Consider the following 15,727-nt stretch of genomic DNA (forward strand, 5'->3'; position numbering starts at 1 on the left):
CCGGCTGGCCCCCGCCTGAACCCCGATTCGTGCAGGTGGCGACCCTCGCACGCGCTCATCGCGGCATGAATCCGGGCGCCTGTCCGGCAAGTGTCTGAAGCCGCGCGAGGTAGTCCTGTGCGGCAGGCTCAGAGCTGTATCGGTTCCTCATCTCGGCAGCGAGTTCACGGCTGGTCATGATGAGCGATGGCACCGATTGGCGGTCCCCTTCGAGGGCGCGTTCCCCCATCGTGAGTGCCTGCTCTAGGTCCCCCTCACGAGCCGCCGTCACGCCCAGCGTGACGCGGGCTTCAGCGTTACGCATCGGCTTGCGCTCGGTGCCGTCGAAGTCCGTTCCCGCCCTCAGTACCTCTTCGGCGAGCGTGCGCGCGAGCTTGTCCTCACCGACCAGGCGGTAGCAGTCCATCGCGTAGAAGTCGAACTTGGCGGGATCCACCACGAAGTGGTTATCCAGGTTCTCCGGGTATGGCATCCCTTCGAGCATCCGTCGCCCTTTGTCCAACGCGACCTCGACTTGTCGGCGGTCTCCAATTCGCGCCCATGCTTTGGCTTCCTGGGCAGCGAGCTGCACGGCCACGCCGTGGTGCGCCGCCGTCTCGGCTCCGGCCCGCGCCGCCGCGATGACGCCGCGGTAGTCGCCGGTCGTGAGGGCGAACCATGCCCGCATCTCGTGCGCCCACCCGGCGACCTCTGCATGATCAGCCTCAGTCGCGAGTGAGAGTGCGGCCTGCCGCGTCGACTCGGCCGCATGGCGGTCGCCCATGTCGTACTCGACACAGCCGACCAGTAGCGCGAGCCAACCGGACAGCGCGAGAACTTCGCGGTGCTGCGCGAGCGTGAGGCTCTTCTTGTGCAGTTCGACGACACGGCGGAGCCACTGCCGCCCTTCGACGATGAGCTGTTCGCTCGGCATGAAGGGGTACTCCGATGCGAGCCGGTCCGCTGTGATGCGCAGGGCATCGAGCGTGGCGTTGTCGACGTCGGACCGGTTGAGGCGGCTCACGATCTCCAGCGTCTCCATGCCGGACGCTGCCAGGATCTCCCGGTCCCCATCCCGCCGAGCGGGCGCCGGGAAGAGCGCATGCGTCACGGTGCCGAAGAGTGCCGCGATGATCGGTTGGTAGAAGTCGTTCGGCATCTGGCCTGACTCCCAGCGCTTCCACTGGCGAATCATGCTCTCTTCCGCGGGCAGCTCCGTGGGAGCGTGCGCCCGTAGGGCCCGGACTGCGTCACGTTGCGACCAGTCGCGCGCTATCCGTTCAGCCGCGATGCGCCGCGCCCATGCGGCCCTTTCGTCGGTCATGCGCCCTCCTCTGAGTGCCTACTCCGAGTCTCGCGCGTCAGCCGGGGGGACAGGGAAGGGGACAGGGGGGTGTCACCGGACATGTCCCCTCCCCTGCTCTTCCGTCCCCTGGCTGTCACTTACGTCACACCCTCCGTGGCTCGCATGCTGGTTGCAGATCACGCACCACCCGGCGCGGAGCGGCTTTCGAGCGCTTCGAGCCTGCCGCGAAGTTCCGAGACTTGGGAGGTGAGATGTTCGAGCTGACGCAGGACTTCGGGAAGGGCGACACCTGCGTCGGCTTCGCTGGCTTCGGTGGCCTGTTCAGGATCGCGCGCGTAGCTGCCGCGCGACGTGGTCAGGATGAGCCCATCCTCGCGAAGGATCGAAAGTGCTCGCTGCACCGTCATTCCCGAGATCTTGAACCGTGCAGCCAAGTCTCGCACGGAGCCCACATGGGCCCCCGGCTTGATGTCGCCGCGCAAGATCTCTTGCCGCAGGATGTCGGCCGCCTGCTCGGACTCCGGCCTGGGGTCGTCTTTCGAGATTTCAGCGCTCATCACGCCATCGAGCGTACCCACCCCTAGCACGACCTAGCACGAATCTTGGCAGCGCCCTTGCGCCATGGCACGTACTAGTACATGCTGTTACGCATCAGCACGGCGAGCCCGGAAGGGCTTCACCGGCTGTGACTCGCAAAGTGCTTGACCTGCATGAACGGTTCGGGATTGCCCGACAGGAAGGCGGCTTCGGCCGCACGCCGCGGGCCCCGCGCTGACGTCCCTTGAGAACTGCATAGGTGGGCCCCGTCTCCCCGAGTCGAAAAGACGGCCGCGCGGCTGTGACCGCGCATATCTCTCCGTTCCGCAGCTCGTCTGCTGCGGCCGGTTGCCTGATCCGCCGGTCTCGTACCGGCGGTGAAGGGAGCCCGGGACAACCCCAAGGCCACATCGCGAGGAGTGCGCCATGCAGACATGGAAGTTCACTACCAAAGTCCGCGCCGTGGACGGCCGCCGCGGCGTGTGCGAGGGCGAGGTTGACGCCCCGAACGAAGCGGCTGCCCGCCGGGCCGTTGCCGAGCAGGTCCGGGCGGATGGGCACGACAGCGGCCCGGTCCGACTCAAGCCCGCTCGCAATCGCTGATCTCCCGCACCACCGCCCGCGCCGGGTCCACGTCTGATCCCGCCGCGGCTCGCGTTTCTCCCGGAGCAGTCGCCGTCTCACCAACGCGCCTGCGGCTGCTCCGGCTTCGTGTCCCTCCCACTTCAGGAGCCTTCATGCGTACGTACATCGGCCGCCAACAGGCCATCTCTCCCGAGGACTTCACGGAACTGGCGCTCGGTACCCCGATTGAGCTGTGGCTCGGTGTCGAGGGCGAGAGCGACGAGGAGCGCGCGGCCCGGCTGGACGCCGCCCGCGACATCCTCGCGGACCACCCGGAGCTCCCGGACGACGTGACCCGCGTCGTCGCCGAGGTGATCGAGGCGCACGCCCCGGAGCTGTTCAAGGTCGTCCCGTTGGCGCGCCCGGCCCGGCGCCGCCGGTCCTCCCGGAAGGGAGCTGCGGCATGAGCGCCCGTGAGCAGAACCTGACGGCCGCACTGGCAGACGTCAAGGCGGAGATCTCCCGCACGGACAACAAGACCGCGCTGTTGCTGGCGTTCGTCGGCGCGGTGCTGGTCGGGTCCTGGACGGTCGCCAAAGACGTCCCCTTGAACATCGCCTCGGTCATGGTCGGCGGTGCGGGCATGGCTTGCATGGTCGCGGCGGCCGGTCTGCTGCTGCACTCGGTCCGCCCGAACCTGGGCGGACGGACTCCTGTCGGCTTCCCGCTCTGGGCAACGCTCACCGCCGAGGAGATCGACACGGAGCTGTCCAGTGACCGGCGCACGCAGCACATCGCCGTCTTGTCCCGCATCGCGGTCGCCAAGTTCACCTGCCTCAAGCGCGCGGTCGACCTCACCCGCACGGGCGGTGCGCTGCTCATCGTCGCGGCCCTGATCGTGGCGGGAGGTGCGGCATGAGGAGCATGGCCCCCACCGCTGAGGAACTGGCCGACCACACTGGCAAGCCGCGCCCCGTATTCGACATGCCGCTGACCTACGAGCAGGCCCGGTTGGGTCTGGCTTTCCACGAGGCCGGGCACGCCGTGCTCTCCATGGCCTACGGCATGCACGTCATCACGACTGAGGTCATCGCCTGGGAGCCGGAGGCCGGACGGTGGGCGGTCACTGGCAACACCGCATGGCAGGCACAGGACACCAACCCGTGGCATCTGGCCGCAGAGAGCGCGGCCGGAGAACTCGCCCATGTGCAGTACCTGATGGCCTACGGCCTGTGGACCCCCGAGCGGGCCGCCGCGTGCGCCTCCGAGCATGACCGAGAGCTGGCCATCGACATGCTCGCGCAGTCCGGTTTCCGACTCGGCCGCGATCACACCCCCGAGGGCGGCAAGTCCTGGGGCATGGTGCAAGGGATGGCCCGCCGCAAGGTCGGCCACCTGTGGCGTGAGATCCGCACCGTGGCGCATGCCATGGACGCCCGCACCGTGCTGACCGGCGACGAGATCGCCTCCCTGACTGGCCTGGTCAACCTGCCGCTGCGGGGAGGTGCCACATGAGCGCCACGACCCCCGCCCCCCAGACGCCCGCGTCCGGGGTGCCGCCGCTGACGAAGCCGGAGATGGGGTTCGCCGGTATCGGCGCGCTCGCCGCGGCCGGAGTCGGCGCGCTCGGTCTGATCTCCTCCTTCGACGCCGTATCCACCGCCGCGGCCCGTTGGGGCTTCGGCGAGCCGTGGATGCTGCCGGTCGGCATCGACGTGGCCATCCCGGTCTTCACCGTCGCCAACCTGTTGCTGATCCGGATGGACATGGCGCTCGCCTGGGTGCGGTTCGTGCCCTGGGTGCTGACCCTGATCACGTGCGGGCTGAACGTCGCGGCCGGACACGATGTGTGGGCGAAGGTGGCGCACGGCACGATGCCGCTTTTGTGGGTGGTGTTCTCCGAGATCGGCGCGCACATCTACGCCGTGCGGATCGGCGCGGCCACCGGCCGCCGCATGGAGAAAATCCGGTTCTCCCGCTGGTTGCTGGCCCCGCTGTCCACGTTCGCGCTGTGGCGCCGCATGACGCTGTGGGAGGTCACCTCCTACAGCGAGGCACTGGCGCGCGAGAAGGAGCGGCAGTTGGCCCGCGCGGACCTGCGGGAGCGCTATGGCCGCAAGTGGCGCTCGGAGACCCCGCGGCGTGAGCGCGTGATGCTGCGGATGGGCGAACTGACCCCGGCCGCCGAGCAGGAGACGCCCGCACTGCCCCCGGTGGAGAATCCGCCGGCAGAACCGCCCGCGGCCAAGCCGCGCCCGCGCCGGAAGCCCGCGAACAAGGCCAAGGGCACGCCTCAGCGCACCTTCGAGGAAGCGCTGACTGAGGCGCGTACGGTCACCGTGGCGTGGAAGGACGCGGAGCTGACCGCGGAGCGTCTACGCACCACGCTGCACGTCTCGCAGGCCAACGCCCGCAAGCTCCGCGATGCTCTGAAGGCCGAGCGCGCCGAGGGCCGTTCGCTGCACGCAGTCGACAACGCCGTTACCGATTCGCGTCAGGCTGACACAACTGCCGAGGCGGTGGCCTGATGTCCGCCGCATTCGGCAAGTGCTACGACCCGACCGGCGCGCTGCACGGCATCCCCACCTACCTGTGGCACCTGGCCCCGGACGGTCTGGCGACGCGTCGTCAGTTACGCGCCCGCGGGCTGCGGCCCGGCGGTCAGCCGATCGCCGCACAGGTGATGCGGGTCAACCGGCGCGCCGGGGGCGTCCGCGTCGCCTACCTGTACCGCGTCGACCGTGCCAAGTCGGTGCGGCCGATGACGTCGCGCAAGTGGGGCGCGCTCGCGCTGGCGATGCTCGCCCGCCGTACCTGCCCGAGCTGCCTGCTCGATGTCGGTTACTGCATCCCGCGCTCGTACGGCATCTGCGGCCTGTGCATCGCCGCCGACGATCAGCGCGCCGCCTGACCGACCTGTCCCCTCAACTTCGTCTTGCCCGGAGGTATCTCGTGGTCATTCAGCACCGCATCCGAATCGAGCGCTCCAGCGTCACGCCCGGCGCTCACCGCTTCGTGTGTCTGTCGTGCGCCACGCGAGGCGAGGACACCACGCACAACGCCGCGGTACGCGCGGGCGGCGACCACCAGGACACCACCCGCAAGCGCATCTGAAAGACGCCCGCAAGTCAGCGGCAGGGTCCGGTTCTCAACCGACCAAAGCGATGCACCGGACCCCGCCCTGTCCTCCCCTTGGAAGGAACCTTCAGTGAACCAGCCCGACGACAATGAACTGTTCAACCGGCTCGAAGCCGAGATGGCCGCCGACCCCGGCGCGGACGTGGTCGACCTCGACAAGGCCCGATCCGCCCGCGACCAGTCGGCCGACCCAACCGCCCCCGCGTCGCCCGACTCGCACCCCAACCCGTCGCCCGACCCGGACGCCAACCAGTCGGCCGACTCGAACGAGGACGAGTCGGAGGGGGAGTCGGCCGTGATGGTCGACCAGCCCGCGCCGAGTGGTCCGGGTCTCATGGACCGCATCCGCTCCGCGCGTCGGCGCGAGGTGATCCCGGCATGGGCGAAGTCCAAGCCGGAGTTTGTCAACGCGCTCGGCTGGCTGGGTGGCTACGCCGGGCACTCCGCCGCCTTCCATGCGGTCCGCCTGCCCTGGTACTCGATGCGTCTCGCTTTCCAGGCCCCGGCCGGGGTCGCGAAGTTCGTCGGCGGCGCCATGCGGTGGGTGGCCGACGCAGAGGGCGAACCGCTGCGGCAGGTGGCCGCCAAGCGCGAGAACATCGAGGAGTATCTGAAGCTGTCGCGGCAGCGCGACAACCGGGTCAAGCTGCGGGGCATCCTGCTGGTGCTCGGCCTGGTCGTCGGTCCGGTGCTCGCCCTGGTGCTGTTCGTGCTCGCCCCGCGCTGGCTGGACGTGCTTGCGCTCGCCCTGCTGACGGCCGGGTTCGGCTTCCTGGGCGCGCCGTCCGACAAGCCGGTCATCACCCGCGCCGTCGTGGCGACCGAGGTGGAACGGCTCACGTCCGGCATCGTGGAGCGCGCTCTCGGCTCGCTCGGTATCGCCGAGATCAACAAGGCGCTCGGCAAGGGCGGGGAGGGCATCAGGTTCGCCGCCCCGATCACCCGGGATGGCCCCGGCTGGCGCGCGGATGTCGACCTGCCGTACGGGGTGACCGTGCCGGACATCCTCGACCGGCGCGAAAAGCTCGCTTCCGGTCTGCGCCGCCCGCTGGGCTGCGTGTGGCCCGAACCGGTGCCGGATGAGCACGCCGGGCGGATGGTGCTGTGGGTGGGGGACCGGGCGCTGAACAAGGTGCCCAAGCCCGCCTGGCCGCTGGCCAAGTCGGGGATGGCGTCGCTGTTCAAGCCGTTGCCGTTCGGTACCGACCAGCGCGGCCGGAACGTCGACCTGACGCTGATGTACGACAACATGCTGATCGGCGCCATGCCCGGCATGGGTAAGACGTTCGCCCTGCGTACCGCGCTGCTGGCCGCGGCTCTGGACGTGCTTGCTGAGCCGCTGGTCTGGGAGCTGAAGGGTACCGGTGACCTCTCGCCGCTGAAGCGGGTGGCGGCCGACTACGGCTCCGGCGCGGACGACGAAACGGCCGCGGCCACGCTGGATTCGATCCGCTACGTGTACAAGGATCTGGAGCGCCGGGCCAAGGTCATCGCCTCGCTGCCCAAGGACAAGTGCCCGGAGAATAAGGTCACTCCGGAGCTGGCCGCGAACCGCTCTCTCGGTCTGCACCCCTTGGTGCTCGCCATTGACGAGTGCCAGGAGCTGTTCAGCCACGAGAAGTACGGCAAGGAAGCCGGGACCCTGTGCACCGGCATCATCAAGCGCGGCCGGGCCCTGGGTGTGATTCTGCTGCTGGCCACGCAGCGCCCGGACAAGGAGTCGTTGCCCACCGCCATCAGCGCGAACGTGGGCACCCGGTTCTGCCTGCGGGTCATGGGTCAGCTGGAGAACGACATGATCCTGGGCACGTCGATGTACAAGAACGGCATCCGCGCCACCTCGTTCACCAAGTCCGACAAGGGCATCGGCTACCTCGCTGGCGCCGCCGACGACCCGCAGATCGTGCGCGGCTACTACATGGACAACGAGGAAGCCGACGCCATCTGCGAGCGGGCCCGCAAGGCTCGCAGCGACGCGGGCACACTGCGGGGCATCGCCGCAGGCCAGGAGCCGGAGCGGCGTGAGGTGGCCGATCCGCTGCTGGAGGACATCCTCGCCGTCGTCCCGGCGGATGAGGCGAAGCCGTGGAACGACGTCACCGTCGACCGGCTCGCCGAGCTGCGGCCGGAGAAGTACGGCGCATGGGCGGAGCTGAAGCCCGCCGAGAAGGCGCGGCAGCTCACCACGGCGCTGAAGCCGTACGGCGTGGCCACCGATCAGGTGGGGCGCCGGGTCAACGGCAAGACCGTCAACCGGACCGGCTTCGAGCGCGCCCGCATCGTCGAGACGATTGCGGATCGTGACCGAAACCGGGACGCGGGCTGATGGTGAGGGGCCTCTAGCGCTAGGGGTCAAACCCTCTAGCGCTAGAGGCCCCGCTAGCGGCCCATTTGGGCTCTGATCAGGTCGCTAGCCGATAGCGGCCCACCTGCGGAAACCCTCAAAACCCGGCTTTGGAGGCCTTCTGTGCCCTCGATCCTGCTCACTATCGCCCTCCTGCTGCTCGTCACGTTCGGTTACGTATCCGTGTGCGCGGCGAGTCCGTTCGGCGCCTGCCGCAAGTGCCGCGGCTTCGGCTTCGCCATGAAGACCGACCGCAAGGGACGGCCCAAGCGCGGCAAGAGCTGCCGCCGCTGCAAGGGCCACGGCAAGCGCATACGCATCGGCCGCTGGCTCTACAACCGGTGGGCCCGCACCTACCGCGCGGGCACCCGCTGATGCGCCGCGGACTGCGCACCGCCGTCGCCATCGTCCTGCTCGGACTCGCCGTCGCCTCCTGCCCCGGCCACGACACCACCCCGCCATCCGCCCCCAACACCCAGAACGGAGACCCGGCATGGCCGTGACCATCTCCCTCGCTCTGCTCTTCGGCTTCGTCCTGTTCATGCTGCTGCGCTCCAAGACCCTCGGAGCGGGCTCCGCGTTCGTCGCCGTGATGTTCGGCTTCTACCTCGCCTCCACCGGCGCCGCCGACACCGTCAACCAGCTCATGAGCGCCGTGGTCAACGCGCTCCCGGACCTGTGAGGAGCACCCGCCATGTCCGAGCCCATCACCCTCATGGCCGCGGGCGACGCCCGTGACGCACTCGCCGCAGCGCAGCGCGGCGACCTGCCCGCCGCCGTCCACGCCCTGATGAGCATCGACCCCGCCTCCTGGCAGGGCATCGAACAGCGGCTCGCCGCATGCGGCAGCTCACTGCCCGCCCTGCTCGCCACCCTCCAGGAACGGCAGACGGCATGAACCCTGAACTCCTGGCCGCGCTCGCCCTGCTGGCGCCCGGCGCGGCGGTGGGCACGGTGTGCCTGGCCGGACACCACATGGCCCGGCGCCGCGACAACGAAACCGCCGCCATCCTCGCCGCCTCCCGGCCCACACCCCCCGACGACAACGGCCCGCAGCCTCCCGGCCGTGAACCCCTCACCCCGCCGACGGCCGGACCGGTGGCCACGGTCAGCGACCTGATCCGCCACCCCCGCTACCGCGCCGCCGGAAGGGAAGCAGCATGAGGTTCTACCTGACCACCCACAAGCGCCACTGGCTGCGCTGGACCGACGTGCCGCTGTTCCTGAAGTCGGAGCACTGGGACCGCGCCGTCAAGTGGGACGTAGCCCAGGGCCCCTACGCGGTCGACTCCGGTGGCTTCATGGAGTTGAAGGAAAAGGGCACCTGGACACGCCCGCCCTGCAAGTACGTCGATGACCTGCGCCGCATCTGGGAGCACGCAGGCCCCTACGACTGGGCTGCGCAGCAGGACTGGATGTGCGAGGAAGCCATCATCAACGGTGGCTGGTTCGGCGGACAGTATTTCGTCGGCACTCACCTCAGCGTCGCCGAACATCAGCGCCGCACGGTGAACAACTTCCTCGAACTGCGCTCCCTTGCCCCCGACCTGCGTATCGCTCCCGTGCTGCAAGGTCGCAGCATCCCCGAGTACGAGCGGTGCGTGGAGCTGTTCGAGAAGGCGGGCGTCGACCTGCGACGTGAGCCCGTAGTGGGGCTCGGCTCGGTGTGCCGGTTGCAGTCCACCCGCGAGGGTGCCGCCATCGTCACCGCCATGGCCGCGCACGGCTTCAAGCTGCACGGCTTCGGCTTCAAAACCCTTGGCCTGGCCAAGGTCGGTCATCTGCTGGCCTCCGCGGACTCTGCGGCCTGGAGCTCCCACGCCCGCCGTAGACCTCCACTGCCCGGCCACCCGCACAAGAACTGCGCCAACTGCCTGCCCTACGCACTGCGCTGGCGCACACGCGTCCTCAACGCACTGCCCACCTGGCAGCAACCCACCCTCGACGCCGCCTGATTCAAGGAAGGACATCGCTCGTGTTCGAAATCCGCGTCATCTGCGAGCCGGACGACACCGAACGGGTCAGCAAGGCTCTGACCGCCGCGTTCGCCACCGGCCCGGCACGCCAGTACCCAACCCGCGACGGTAAGCGGCAGCGCCTGTACGTCACCGCCGACCACCGCCCCGAGTTGGGCCCCTGGCCGACGCCGAAAAAGGCGTACGCGCTCGCTCCGAGCATCATCAGCGAGATCGGATGGACCTCTCAGACGGCCGCTGACAAACCCTTCGGCGAGGACCTTGACCGGGAGTACTGGCTTCGCAAGGCCGCGCTGTTGGACCGCATCGCACTCCAGGGCGAAGCCGACGGCTTCCACGGCGACGCGTGCGGGGCGGCCACGGAAGCGGCCCGCCGACTGATCGAGCGCGACCGGGACGGCGACGGCGACCACCACGGCACGCCGTACTGGCCAGAGCACCCGGCGACCGCCGCCGACCCGCGCGCCTACGTCCGCCAGGAATACGCCCACTGGGTCAAGAACCACTAGATCCGCCCGAGGCGGGCGCCGTCTCACCACAAGCCTGCGCCCGCCCCGGTTCTCCAGTCCCTCCAAGAGAGCAGGAGACCTCCAGCATGACCCAACGAGCGCCATTCGGGGAGGGCCGTCCGGCCCATGCCACCCCATCGAGCATGTCGGGGGTGACGGCATGAACCGCCACCTCCTGTACGCCGCACTGGACGCCGCGGAGCGCGGATGGGCCGTGATCCCGCTCCGGCCCAGCGACAAGCGCCCGGCCCTGCACGGCGAAGACGTCTGCCCCGGCATCGGAGACTGCGCAGGCGGTCACCGCAAGTGGGAAGAGCGCGCCACCATCGACCCGGACCGCATCCGCCGCGCATGGGGCGAGCTGCCGTTCAACGTCGGCATCGCGACCGGCCCGTCCGGGCTGATCGTCGTCGACCTCGACATGCCCAAGCGCAAGACGAAGGGCAGTACGGACACGCCTGACGGCGTGACGACCTTTCGTGCGCTCTGCGAGCGCGCCGGTCACGCCGTGCCCTCGACCCGCATGGTGCGGACTGCGAGCGGCGGGGTCCACCTGTACTTCACCGCCCCGCCCGGCGTCCGGCTCGCCAACACGGCCGGACGGCTCGGCAAGCGCATCGACACCCGCGCGTGGGGCGGCTACGTCGTCGCCCCCGGCAGCCTCACCCCCACGGGCGCCTACGCGGTCGTCAACGACATGCCGCCCGCCCCGCTGCCGGACTGGCTGTACGCCCGCCTGACGTTCCGTCAGGCTTCGCGGGCACTAACGGCTGCACCGTCGGCGGTTCGCGCCTCTAGTTACGCCGCAGCGGGCTTGAACGCGGAAACCGCGTCCGTACGACAAGCCCCGGAGGGCGAGCGCAACGCCACGCTGCTACGGGCGGCGCGAGCCCTGGGGCGGTTCATCGCGTGGGGCGACCTTCCCAGGGAGCAGGTTGAGGAGGCTCTTCAGTGGGCGGGGGAGCAGGCTGGTCTGTCGCCGCGGTCGTGTGAGGCGACCATTCGCAGCGGTCTGAACTGGTCGATTTCCCGCAACGGTCAGCGGAGGGCGGCATGAGCACCCCGCCCCGCCCCCCACTGAAGAGCCTCCCCGTCACCCCGACCGGACCGTGTGCCGCCAATCGAGCGGTGCCCGGTCCGGCCGTGGGCGAGCCGAAAGGCGCCGCCCGCAAGGGCGTCCCTTCTGCTCTTCGTCCTGACCCGCACCAGGGCGACGGCCGGTACCCCATCGCGTGGCTGCACATCGCCGCACCGCGCGGTGCGGTGCCTACGGCCACCTCGAAGTGCCTGTGTGGCTGGGACCGCAGCGCCGTTAGCCGCGCTCGCGTGCTGGCCCTGATCGACGACCACACCGCCCACCGGGACGTGTGCCCGCTCCGCACCAACCAGGAAGGGAGGCAGGCGGCATGAGCACCAATCCGCCGGCGCCCGCCATGGACGGCTCCGCACTGCTCGATGACGTGGAAGCCTTCCACCGACGCTTCAACATCTTCCCCCTCGAAGCCGCGTACGTCGCCGTGACCCTGTGGGACGCACACGCCCACCTGCTCGACTGCTTCGACTCCACACCGCGGCTCGCGTTCCTCTCCCCGGAGCCGGGCTCCGGCAAGTCCCGCGGGCTGGAGATCGTGGAAACCCTCGTGCCGCAACCGATGGTCGCGGTCAACGCCTCAGCCTCCGCGCTCTTCCGCGCCGTCTCGGGGATGGAGGGACGGCCCACCATCCTGTTTGACGAGATCGACACCGTCTTCGGCCCCAAGGCCGGAGAGAACGAACAACTCCGCGGCTTCCTGAACGCAGGCCACCGACGCTCCGGCGTCATGTGGCGCTGCGTGGGCGACGGAGCCAACCAGCAGGTACAGGAGTTCCCCTCGTTCTGCGCGGTCGCGGTCGCTGGACTCGGCTCGCTGCCGGACACGATCCTGACCCGCTCGGTCATCATCCGCATGCGCCGCCGTGCACCGAACGAGCAGGTGGAGCCGTTCCGGCAGCGCATCCACGAGAAGGAAGGCCATGCGCTGAGGGACCGGCTCGCCACCTGGGCACAGTCCGTGCGGCACCTGGTCGATGGGGTGTTCCCGGCCCTGCCGGAGGGCGTCAGCGACCGGCCCGCGGACGTGTGGGAACCCCTGCTCGCCATCGCGGACGCGGCGGGCGGCGCGTGGCCGGAGCGGGCCCGCGCCGCCTGCATCGAGCTGGTGAACGCGGCCAAGACCAGCGACAAGGGCAGCATCGGCATCCGGCTGCTCACGGACCTGCGGGACTACGTGTTCAACGGCATCGACCGCCTGCCCACCGTCGCCATCCTCGACCGGCTCCACAGCCTCGAAGAGGCACCGTGGGCGGACATGAGCGGCAAGCCGCTCGATGCGCGCGGACTGTCGCGGATGCTGCGGGAGTACATGACCGCGGACAACGCGCCGATCGCGGCCCGCAACATCAAGGCGGGCGGAAGCGTCATGAAGGGCTACTACGCCGCGGACTTGCACGACGCGTGGCAGCGCTACTGCCCTCCCCCCGCTGAGAGTGCGCTACTTCCGCTACCTCCGCTACCGGGCAGGTCAGAGCCCTAAAGGAGGTAGCGGATAGCCGCTCCGCATCCGCTACCGCAACGCCCCATCCGCTACCCGCCCCGCGGCCACGAACCCGGGGGCAGGTAGCGGCTCCATCCGCTACCGCTACCCCTATCCGCTACCTCGATCATGCCCCTGACCAGGGCGGTAGCGGAGGTAGCGGAAGTAGCGGACCTGACAGGAAGGGGGCCACCGCCCCCGGAACCCTGCCGAGGAGGCACCGCCGCATGAGCACCGATGCCGCACTTGCTGAACAACTCCTCTACCGGCCCGAAGAGGCCGCGAAAGCTCTCAGGATTGGCCGCTCGATGGTCTACGAGGAGATACGGCTCGGACGTCTCCAGACCGTCCGTATCGGCCGTCGTCGACTCGTGCCACCTGAGTACATCGCGGAGTACGTCGAACTCCTCAAGCGCGAGGCAGAGGCTCCCGCCTGAATCCCTATCACCCCACCTCAGCAGGGCCGCGTCCGTCAGGGCGCGGCCCTGCCCTTTGGAGGCACAACGCAGCATGACCGAGACCCCAAAAGGCGCCCGCAGGGCAGGCCACGGCGAAGACACGATCTATTGGGACGCGGCGAAGAACCGCTACGTGGGAGCCGTCTCCCTGGGGTGGGCCCCGAACGGCAAGCGCCGTCGACCGAAGGTGTACGGCAAGACGAAGACCGAAGTCCGTAACAAGATCCGGGACTTGAAGAAGGAGGTGCAGACCGGCGTCAAGTCGCCAGCCAACTACACCGTGGCCGACGCGGTGAACGACTGGTTGGAGCGCGGTCTGAAAGGGCGCGACGAGAAGACCGTCAGCAAGAACCGCACGATGGCGGACAAGCATCTGATCCCGTTCATCGGCAAGGCCAAGCTGAGGGACCTCAGCGCGGACGACGTTGACGACTGGTTGGATGACAGGGCCGAAGTGCTCGCGACACGGAGCCTTCGCGACCTGCTCGCCATCCTGCGCCGCTCCATCGCGCATGCTCAGCGCAGGGACAAGGCCGTGCGGAACGTCGCCCTTCTCGTCACCGTGCCAGAGGGGCGCCCTGGACGTCCCAGCAAGGCACTGAACTTGGAGCAGGCAAAGGCTGTGCTCGCCGCGGCACGTGGATCGCGGCTCTACGCGTATCTCGTTCTCTCCCTCCTCAGCGGTGTTCGCACGGAAGAGGCGCGCCCCCTCACCTGGGATCACGTCTTCCTTGAGACGAAGGAGGGCGTTCCGCCGCACGTTGCGGTGTGGCGCTCGGTGCGCAAGCACGGTGAGACCAAGACCAGGAAGAGCCGACGGACCATCGCTCTGCCGAAGCAGGTGGTCGATGTGCTCGAAGAGCATCTGAGGTGGCAGAAGCAGGAGCGCGGGTCGAAGGGGAAGGAGTGGAGCCCGACCGGCCTTGTCTTCACGACCCGGAGCGGCGAACCGCTCGATGCGGCCAACGTGCGGCGCGACTTCAAGGCCATCGTGAAGAAGGCGGGACTGAAGCCGGAGTGGACCCCGCGGGAGCTACGGCACAGCTTCGTATCCCTGCTCTCCGACCATGGCATCCCCTTGGAGGCGATCGCTCTCCTGGTCGGTCACAGCAGCCAGGCCACGACGGAGGCTGTCTACCGCAAGCAGCTCCGGCCCGTGATCACGAAGGGAGCTGAGGCGATGGACGACATTTTCGCCGAAGATCAGGAAGAGGGGGACGCGGTGGCCTGATCAACTTCGTTTGGCCCCCTGAGCACGACAGGCCACATAGGAACGTTCCTAGGATGAGCCTGATCAACTTCGTTTGGCCCCCTGTTTGGCCCCCTGAGCGCGACAGAGGCCACATAGGAACGTTCCTATGTGGCCTCTGACCAGCGTCGGGGTGGCGGGATTTGAACCCACGACCTCTTCGTCCCGAACGAAGCGCGCTGCCAAGCTGCGCTACACCCCGATGTCGCTTTGAGCAGGCCACCTCAAGTGGTCTGTGTCGTGGCGACGTCGTTTACTTTAGCCCACCGGTGGCTGGAGGCGAAATCCGGTTTTCGGGGGGTCGGTGGCGTGGGCTTGGGCGGATGTGGTCGAGGGCGATGAGGAGGAGGGCCAGGGTGTAACAGGCCAGGCTGAGGATGCCGGTGGCGGTAAGGACTTCGACGTAGCCGTGACGGGGGGCGTCGAGGAAGGGGTACGGGTAGCGCGTCGGGGCGTTCGGCGGGAGGAGGGCGCCGCGGGTCAGGGCGAAGGTCAGGTACGCGAGGGGGAAGAGGAGCCAGACCGCCGCGTCGCGCAGGCGTACGGGGCCGGGGCGGGTCAGCAGGAGCCAGTCCAGTGCGGCTGCGATGGGGAGCACCGTGTGAAGGAGCTGGTTCGAGAGTGCGGGCCAGCCGGTGAGCGTGTCGATGTTGCCGGTCAGGGCGAGGGGGAGCGAACCGTTCGACAGGATCACATGGTGGACGAGGCCCGCGCCGACGACGTACAACAGCGTGCCGGCGATGACCGACGGCGGCAGCGGGCGGCGGGCCGTCCATGCCCGCCAGGCCGAGAGGGCGGACACCGTGGCCGCCAGGATGCCGCTCTGGATCGTGAAGTGGCTCAGCGCTTGCAGGGGGCTGCCTGTGATCAGCTCGATCGCGACGCCCGCCGTGGCCGTCAAGGCGATGAGTGCGCGGAAGGTGGCCGCCAGGGGGCGGCGTACGCGAGGTACCACCGCGTACGCCGGGACCGGGGGGACCGCGGCGGCGGCCGCGTCGGCGGCCATGCCGGGTATGGCGGGGATGTTCGGGATATCCGCGGGTATGGGGGCGGTCATGCCCTCACGCTAGGCGGGGTGGGCAAAAGGGGCGAGG

The 15,727-nt window shown here is 69.1% G+C and carries 22 protein-coding genes and 1 tRNA gene; 19 read left to right on the plus strand and 4 right to left on the minus strand.

The genetic code is table 11. The features are described 5' to 3' along the window. Window positions 1–55 precede the first annotated feature (55 nt). Window positions 56–1,303 (minus strand): NsdA family TPR-like regulatory protein, encoded by a 1,248-nt coding sequence (locus G5C60_RS42305; RefSeq protein ID WP_165268046.1) that lies wholly within the window; start codon window positions 1,301–1,303, stop codon window positions 56–58. A 158-nt stretch (window positions 1,304–1,461) separates the two neighbouring features. Continuing rightward, a complete protein-coding gene (locus G5C60_RS42310; protein WP_165268048.1) occupies window positions 1,462–1,842 on the minus strand; it encodes a GntR family transcriptional regulator in 381 nt (126 codons plus the stop codon). A 717-nt stretch (window positions 1,843–2,559) separates the two neighbouring features. Here G5C60_RS42310 and G5C60_RS42315 point away from each other — a divergent pair. The 19 genes from G5C60_RS42315 (at window position 2,560) to G5C60_RS42400 (ending at window position 14,615) form a co-directional block, all read left to right on the plus strand. Next, entirely contained in the window at window positions 2,560–2,853 is a 294-nt protein-coding gene (locus G5C60_RS42315) for a hypothetical protein (RefSeq protein ID WP_165268050.1), read from the plus strand. After that, entirely contained in the window at window positions 2,850–3,305 is a 456-nt protein-coding gene (locus tag G5C60_RS42320; protein WP_165268052.1) for a Pycsar system effector family protein, read from the plus strand. The genes G5C60_RS42315 and G5C60_RS42320 overlap by 4 nt, the downstream gene beginning before the upstream one ends. A gap of 5 nt (window positions 3,306–3,310) precedes the next feature. Then, window positions 3,311–3,901 (plus strand): hypothetical protein, encoded by a 591-nt coding sequence (locus G5C60_RS42325; RefSeq protein ID WP_241267473.1) that lies wholly within the window; start codon window positions 3,311–3,313, stop codon window positions 3,899–3,901. After that, window positions 3,898–4,914: a DUF2637 domain-containing protein gene (locus G5C60_RS42330; RefSeq protein WP_165268056.1), complete on the plus strand. Its 1,017-nt coding sequence runs from the start codon at window positions 3,898–3,900 to the stop codon at window positions 4,912–4,914. Before G5C60_RS42325 ends, G5C60_RS42330 begins: the two co-directional genes overlap by 4 nt. Further along, the gene (locus tag G5C60_RS42335) at window positions 4,914–5,297 is read left to right on the plus strand and encodes an RRQRL motif-containing zinc-binding protein (protein ID WP_165268058.1); all 384 of its coding nucleotides are present in this window, start codon (window positions 4,914–4,916) and stop codon (window positions 5,295–5,297) included. Before G5C60_RS42330 ends, G5C60_RS42335 begins: the two co-directional genes overlap by 1 nt. A gap of 41 nt (window positions 5,298–5,338) precedes the next feature. Further along, window positions 5,339–5,500, plus strand: a complete 162-nt coding sequence (locus G5C60_RS42340) for a hypothetical protein (protein ID WP_165268060.1) — start codon at window positions 5,339–5,341, stop codon at window positions 5,498–5,500. A gap of 94 nt (window positions 5,501–5,594) precedes the next feature. Beyond that, window positions 5,595–7,850 carry a cell division protein FtsK gene (locus G5C60_RS42345; protein WP_165268062.1) on the plus strand — a complete coding sequence of 752 codons (2,256 nt, stop codon included), beginning with the start codon at window positions 5,595–5,597 and terminating at the stop codon, window positions 7,848–7,850. Between the two features lie 141 nt (window positions 7,851–7,991). Continuing rightward, the gene (locus tag G5C60_RS42350; RefSeq protein ID WP_165268064.1) at window positions 7,992–8,243 is read left to right on the plus strand and encodes a hypothetical protein; all 252 of its coding nucleotides are present in this window, start codon (window positions 7,992–7,994) and stop codon (window positions 8,241–8,243) included. Beyond that, window positions 8,243–8,371, plus strand: coding sequence for a hypothetical protein (locus G5C60_RS53430; RefSeq protein ID WP_277611467.1), 129 nt, complete (start codon window positions 8,243–8,245; stop codon window positions 8,369–8,371). Before G5C60_RS42350 ends, G5C60_RS53430 begins: the two co-directional genes overlap by 1 nt. Next, window positions 8,362–8,550, plus strand: coding sequence for a hypothetical protein (locus tag G5C60_RS42355; RefSeq protein ID WP_165268066.1), 189 nt, complete (start codon window positions 8,362–8,364; stop codon window positions 8,548–8,550). The genes G5C60_RS53430 and G5C60_RS42355 overlap by 10 nt, the downstream gene beginning before the upstream one ends. 12 nt (window positions 8,551–8,562) lie before the next feature. Beyond that, on the plus strand, window positions 8,563–8,766 hold the full coding sequence (locus G5C60_RS42360; protein ID WP_165268068.1) for a hypothetical protein: 204 nt from the start codon (window positions 8,563–8,565) through the stop codon (window positions 8,764–8,766). Next, the gene (locus G5C60_RS42365; protein WP_165268070.1) at window positions 8,763–9,032 is read left to right on the plus strand and encodes a hypothetical protein; all 270 of its coding nucleotides are present in this window, start codon (window positions 8,763–8,765) and stop codon (window positions 9,030–9,032) included. Before G5C60_RS42360 ends, G5C60_RS42365 begins: the two co-directional genes overlap by 4 nt. Further along, window positions 9,029–9,823: a deazapurine DNA modification protein DpdA family protein gene (locus G5C60_RS42370; protein WP_165268072.1), complete on the plus strand. Its 795-nt coding sequence runs from the start codon at window positions 9,029–9,031 to the stop codon at window positions 9,821–9,823. Before G5C60_RS42365 ends, G5C60_RS42370 begins: the two co-directional genes overlap by 4 nt. A 20-nt stretch (window positions 9,824–9,843) precedes the next feature. Then, window positions 9,844–10,353: a hypothetical protein gene (locus tag G5C60_RS42375; protein WP_165268074.1), complete on the plus strand. Its 510-nt coding sequence runs from the start codon at window positions 9,844–9,846 to the stop codon at window positions 10,351–10,353. A gap of 160 nt (window positions 10,354–10,513) precedes the next feature. Continuing rightward, window positions 10,514–11,410 (plus strand): bifunctional DNA primase/polymerase, encoded by an 897-nt coding sequence (locus G5C60_RS42380; protein WP_165268076.1) that lies wholly within the window; start codon window positions 10,514–10,516, stop codon window positions 11,408–11,410. Further along, window positions 11,407–11,763 (plus strand): hypothetical protein, encoded by a 357-nt coding sequence (locus G5C60_RS51340; protein ID WP_206440671.1) that lies wholly within the window; start codon window positions 11,407–11,409, stop codon window positions 11,761–11,763. The genes G5C60_RS42380 and G5C60_RS51340 overlap by 4 nt, the downstream gene beginning before the upstream one ends. Further along, window positions 11,760–12,926: a DUF3631 domain-containing protein gene (locus G5C60_RS42390; protein ID WP_165268078.1), complete on the plus strand. Its 1,167-nt coding sequence runs from the start codon at window positions 11,760–11,762 to the stop codon at window positions 12,924–12,926. The genes G5C60_RS51340 and G5C60_RS42390 overlap by 4 nt, the downstream gene beginning before the upstream one ends. A 227-nt stretch (window positions 12,927–13,153) precedes the next feature. Further along, complete coding sequence (locus G5C60_RS42395; protein ID WP_165268080.1) at window positions 13,154–13,363, plus strand: helix-turn-helix domain-containing protein; 210 nt, start codon at window positions 13,154–13,156, stop codon at window positions 13,361–13,363. A 73-nt stretch (window positions 13,364–13,436) separates the two neighbouring features. Further along, a complete protein-coding gene (locus G5C60_RS42400) occupies window positions 13,437–14,615 on the plus strand; it encodes a site-specific integrase (protein ID WP_165268082.1) in 1,179 nt (392 codons plus the stop codon). Between the two features lie 146 nt (window positions 14,616–14,761). Here G5C60_RS42400 and G5C60_RS42405 read toward each other — a convergent pair. Beyond that, window positions 14,762–14,835 (minus strand) — tRNA-Pro (locus G5C60_RS42405). Window positions 14,836–14,886: 51 nt separating this feature from the next. Further along, on the minus strand, window positions 14,887–15,690 hold the full coding sequence (locus tag G5C60_RS42410; protein WP_165268084.1) for a Pr6Pr family membrane protein: 804 nt from the start codon (window positions 15,688–15,690) through the stop codon (window positions 14,887–14,889). Window positions 15,691–15,727: the final 37 nt, after the last annotated feature.

Origin of the sequence: Streptomyces scabichelini (assembly GCF_011045015.1) — a bacterium.
Classification (GTDB): Bacteria; Actinomycetota; Actinomycetes; order Streptomycetales; family Streptomycetaceae; genus Streptomyces; species Streptomyces scabichelini.

Coding starts and splice junctions, on each gene's coding strand:
- G5C60_RS42305 (WP_165268046.1), bottom strand. CDS start 1,303: ATGACCGACGAAAGGGCCGCATGGGCGCGGCGCATCGCGGCTGAACGG.
- G5C60_RS42310 (WP_165268048.1), bottom strand. CDS start 1,842: ATGAGCGCTGAAATCTCGAAAGACGACCCCAGGCCGGAGTCCGAGCAG.
- G5C60_RS42315 (WP_165268050.1), top strand. CDS start 2,560: ATGCGTACGTACATCGGCCGCCAACAGGCCATCTCTCCCGAGGACTTC.
- G5C60_RS42320 (WP_165268052.1), top strand. CDS start 2,850: ATGAGCGCCCGTGAGCAGAACCTGACGGCCGCACTGGCAGACGTCAAG.
- G5C60_RS42325 (WP_241267473.1), top strand. CDS start 3,311: ATGGCCCCCACCGCTGAGGAACTGGCCGACCACACTGGCAAGCCGCGC.
- G5C60_RS42330 (WP_165268056.1), top strand. CDS start 3,898: ATGAGCGCCACGACCCCCGCCCCCCAGACGCCCGCGTCCGGGGTGCCG.
- G5C60_RS42335 (WP_165268058.1), top strand. CDS start 4,914: ATGTCCGCCGCATTCGGCAAGTGCTACGACCCGACCGGCGCGCTGCAC.
- G5C60_RS53430 (WP_277611467.1), top strand. CDS start 8,243: ATGCGCCGCGGACTGCGCACCGCCGTCGCCATCGTCCTGCTCGGACTC.
- G5C60_RS42355 (WP_165268066.1), top strand. CDS start 8,362: ATGGCCGTGACCATCTCCCTCGCTCTGCTCTTCGGCTTCGTCCTGTTC.
- G5C60_RS42360 (WP_165268068.1), top strand. CDS start 8,563: ATGTCCGAGCCCATCACCCTCATGGCCGCGGGCGACGCCCGTGACGCA.
- G5C60_RS42365 (WP_165268070.1), top strand. CDS start 8,763: ATGAACCCTGAACTCCTGGCCGCGCTCGCCCTGCTGGCGCCCGGCGCG.
- G5C60_RS42370 (WP_165268072.1), top strand. CDS start 9,029: ATGAGGTTCTACCTGACCACCCACAAGCGCCACTGGCTGCGCTGGACC.
- G5C60_RS42380 (WP_165268076.1), top strand. CDS start 10,514: ATGAACCGCCACCTCCTGTACGCCGCACTGGACGCCGCGGAGCGCGGA.
- G5C60_RS51340 (WP_206440671.1), top strand. CDS start 11,407: ATGAGCACCCCGCCCCGCCCCCCACTGAAGAGCCTCCCCGTCACCCCG.
- G5C60_RS42390 (WP_165268078.1), top strand. CDS start 11,760: ATGAGCACCAATCCGCCGGCGCCCGCCATGGACGGCTCCGCACTGCTC.
- G5C60_RS42395 (WP_165268080.1), top strand. CDS start 13,154: ATGAGCACCGATGCCGCACTTGCTGAACAACTCCTCTACCGGCCCGAA.
- G5C60_RS42400 (WP_165268082.1), top strand. CDS start 13,437: ATGACCGAGACCCCAAAAGGCGCCCGCAGGGCAGGCCACGGCGAAGAC.
- G5C60_RS42410 (WP_165268084.1), bottom strand. CDS start 15,690: ATGACCGCCCCCATACCCGCGGATATCCCGAACATCCCCGCCATACCC.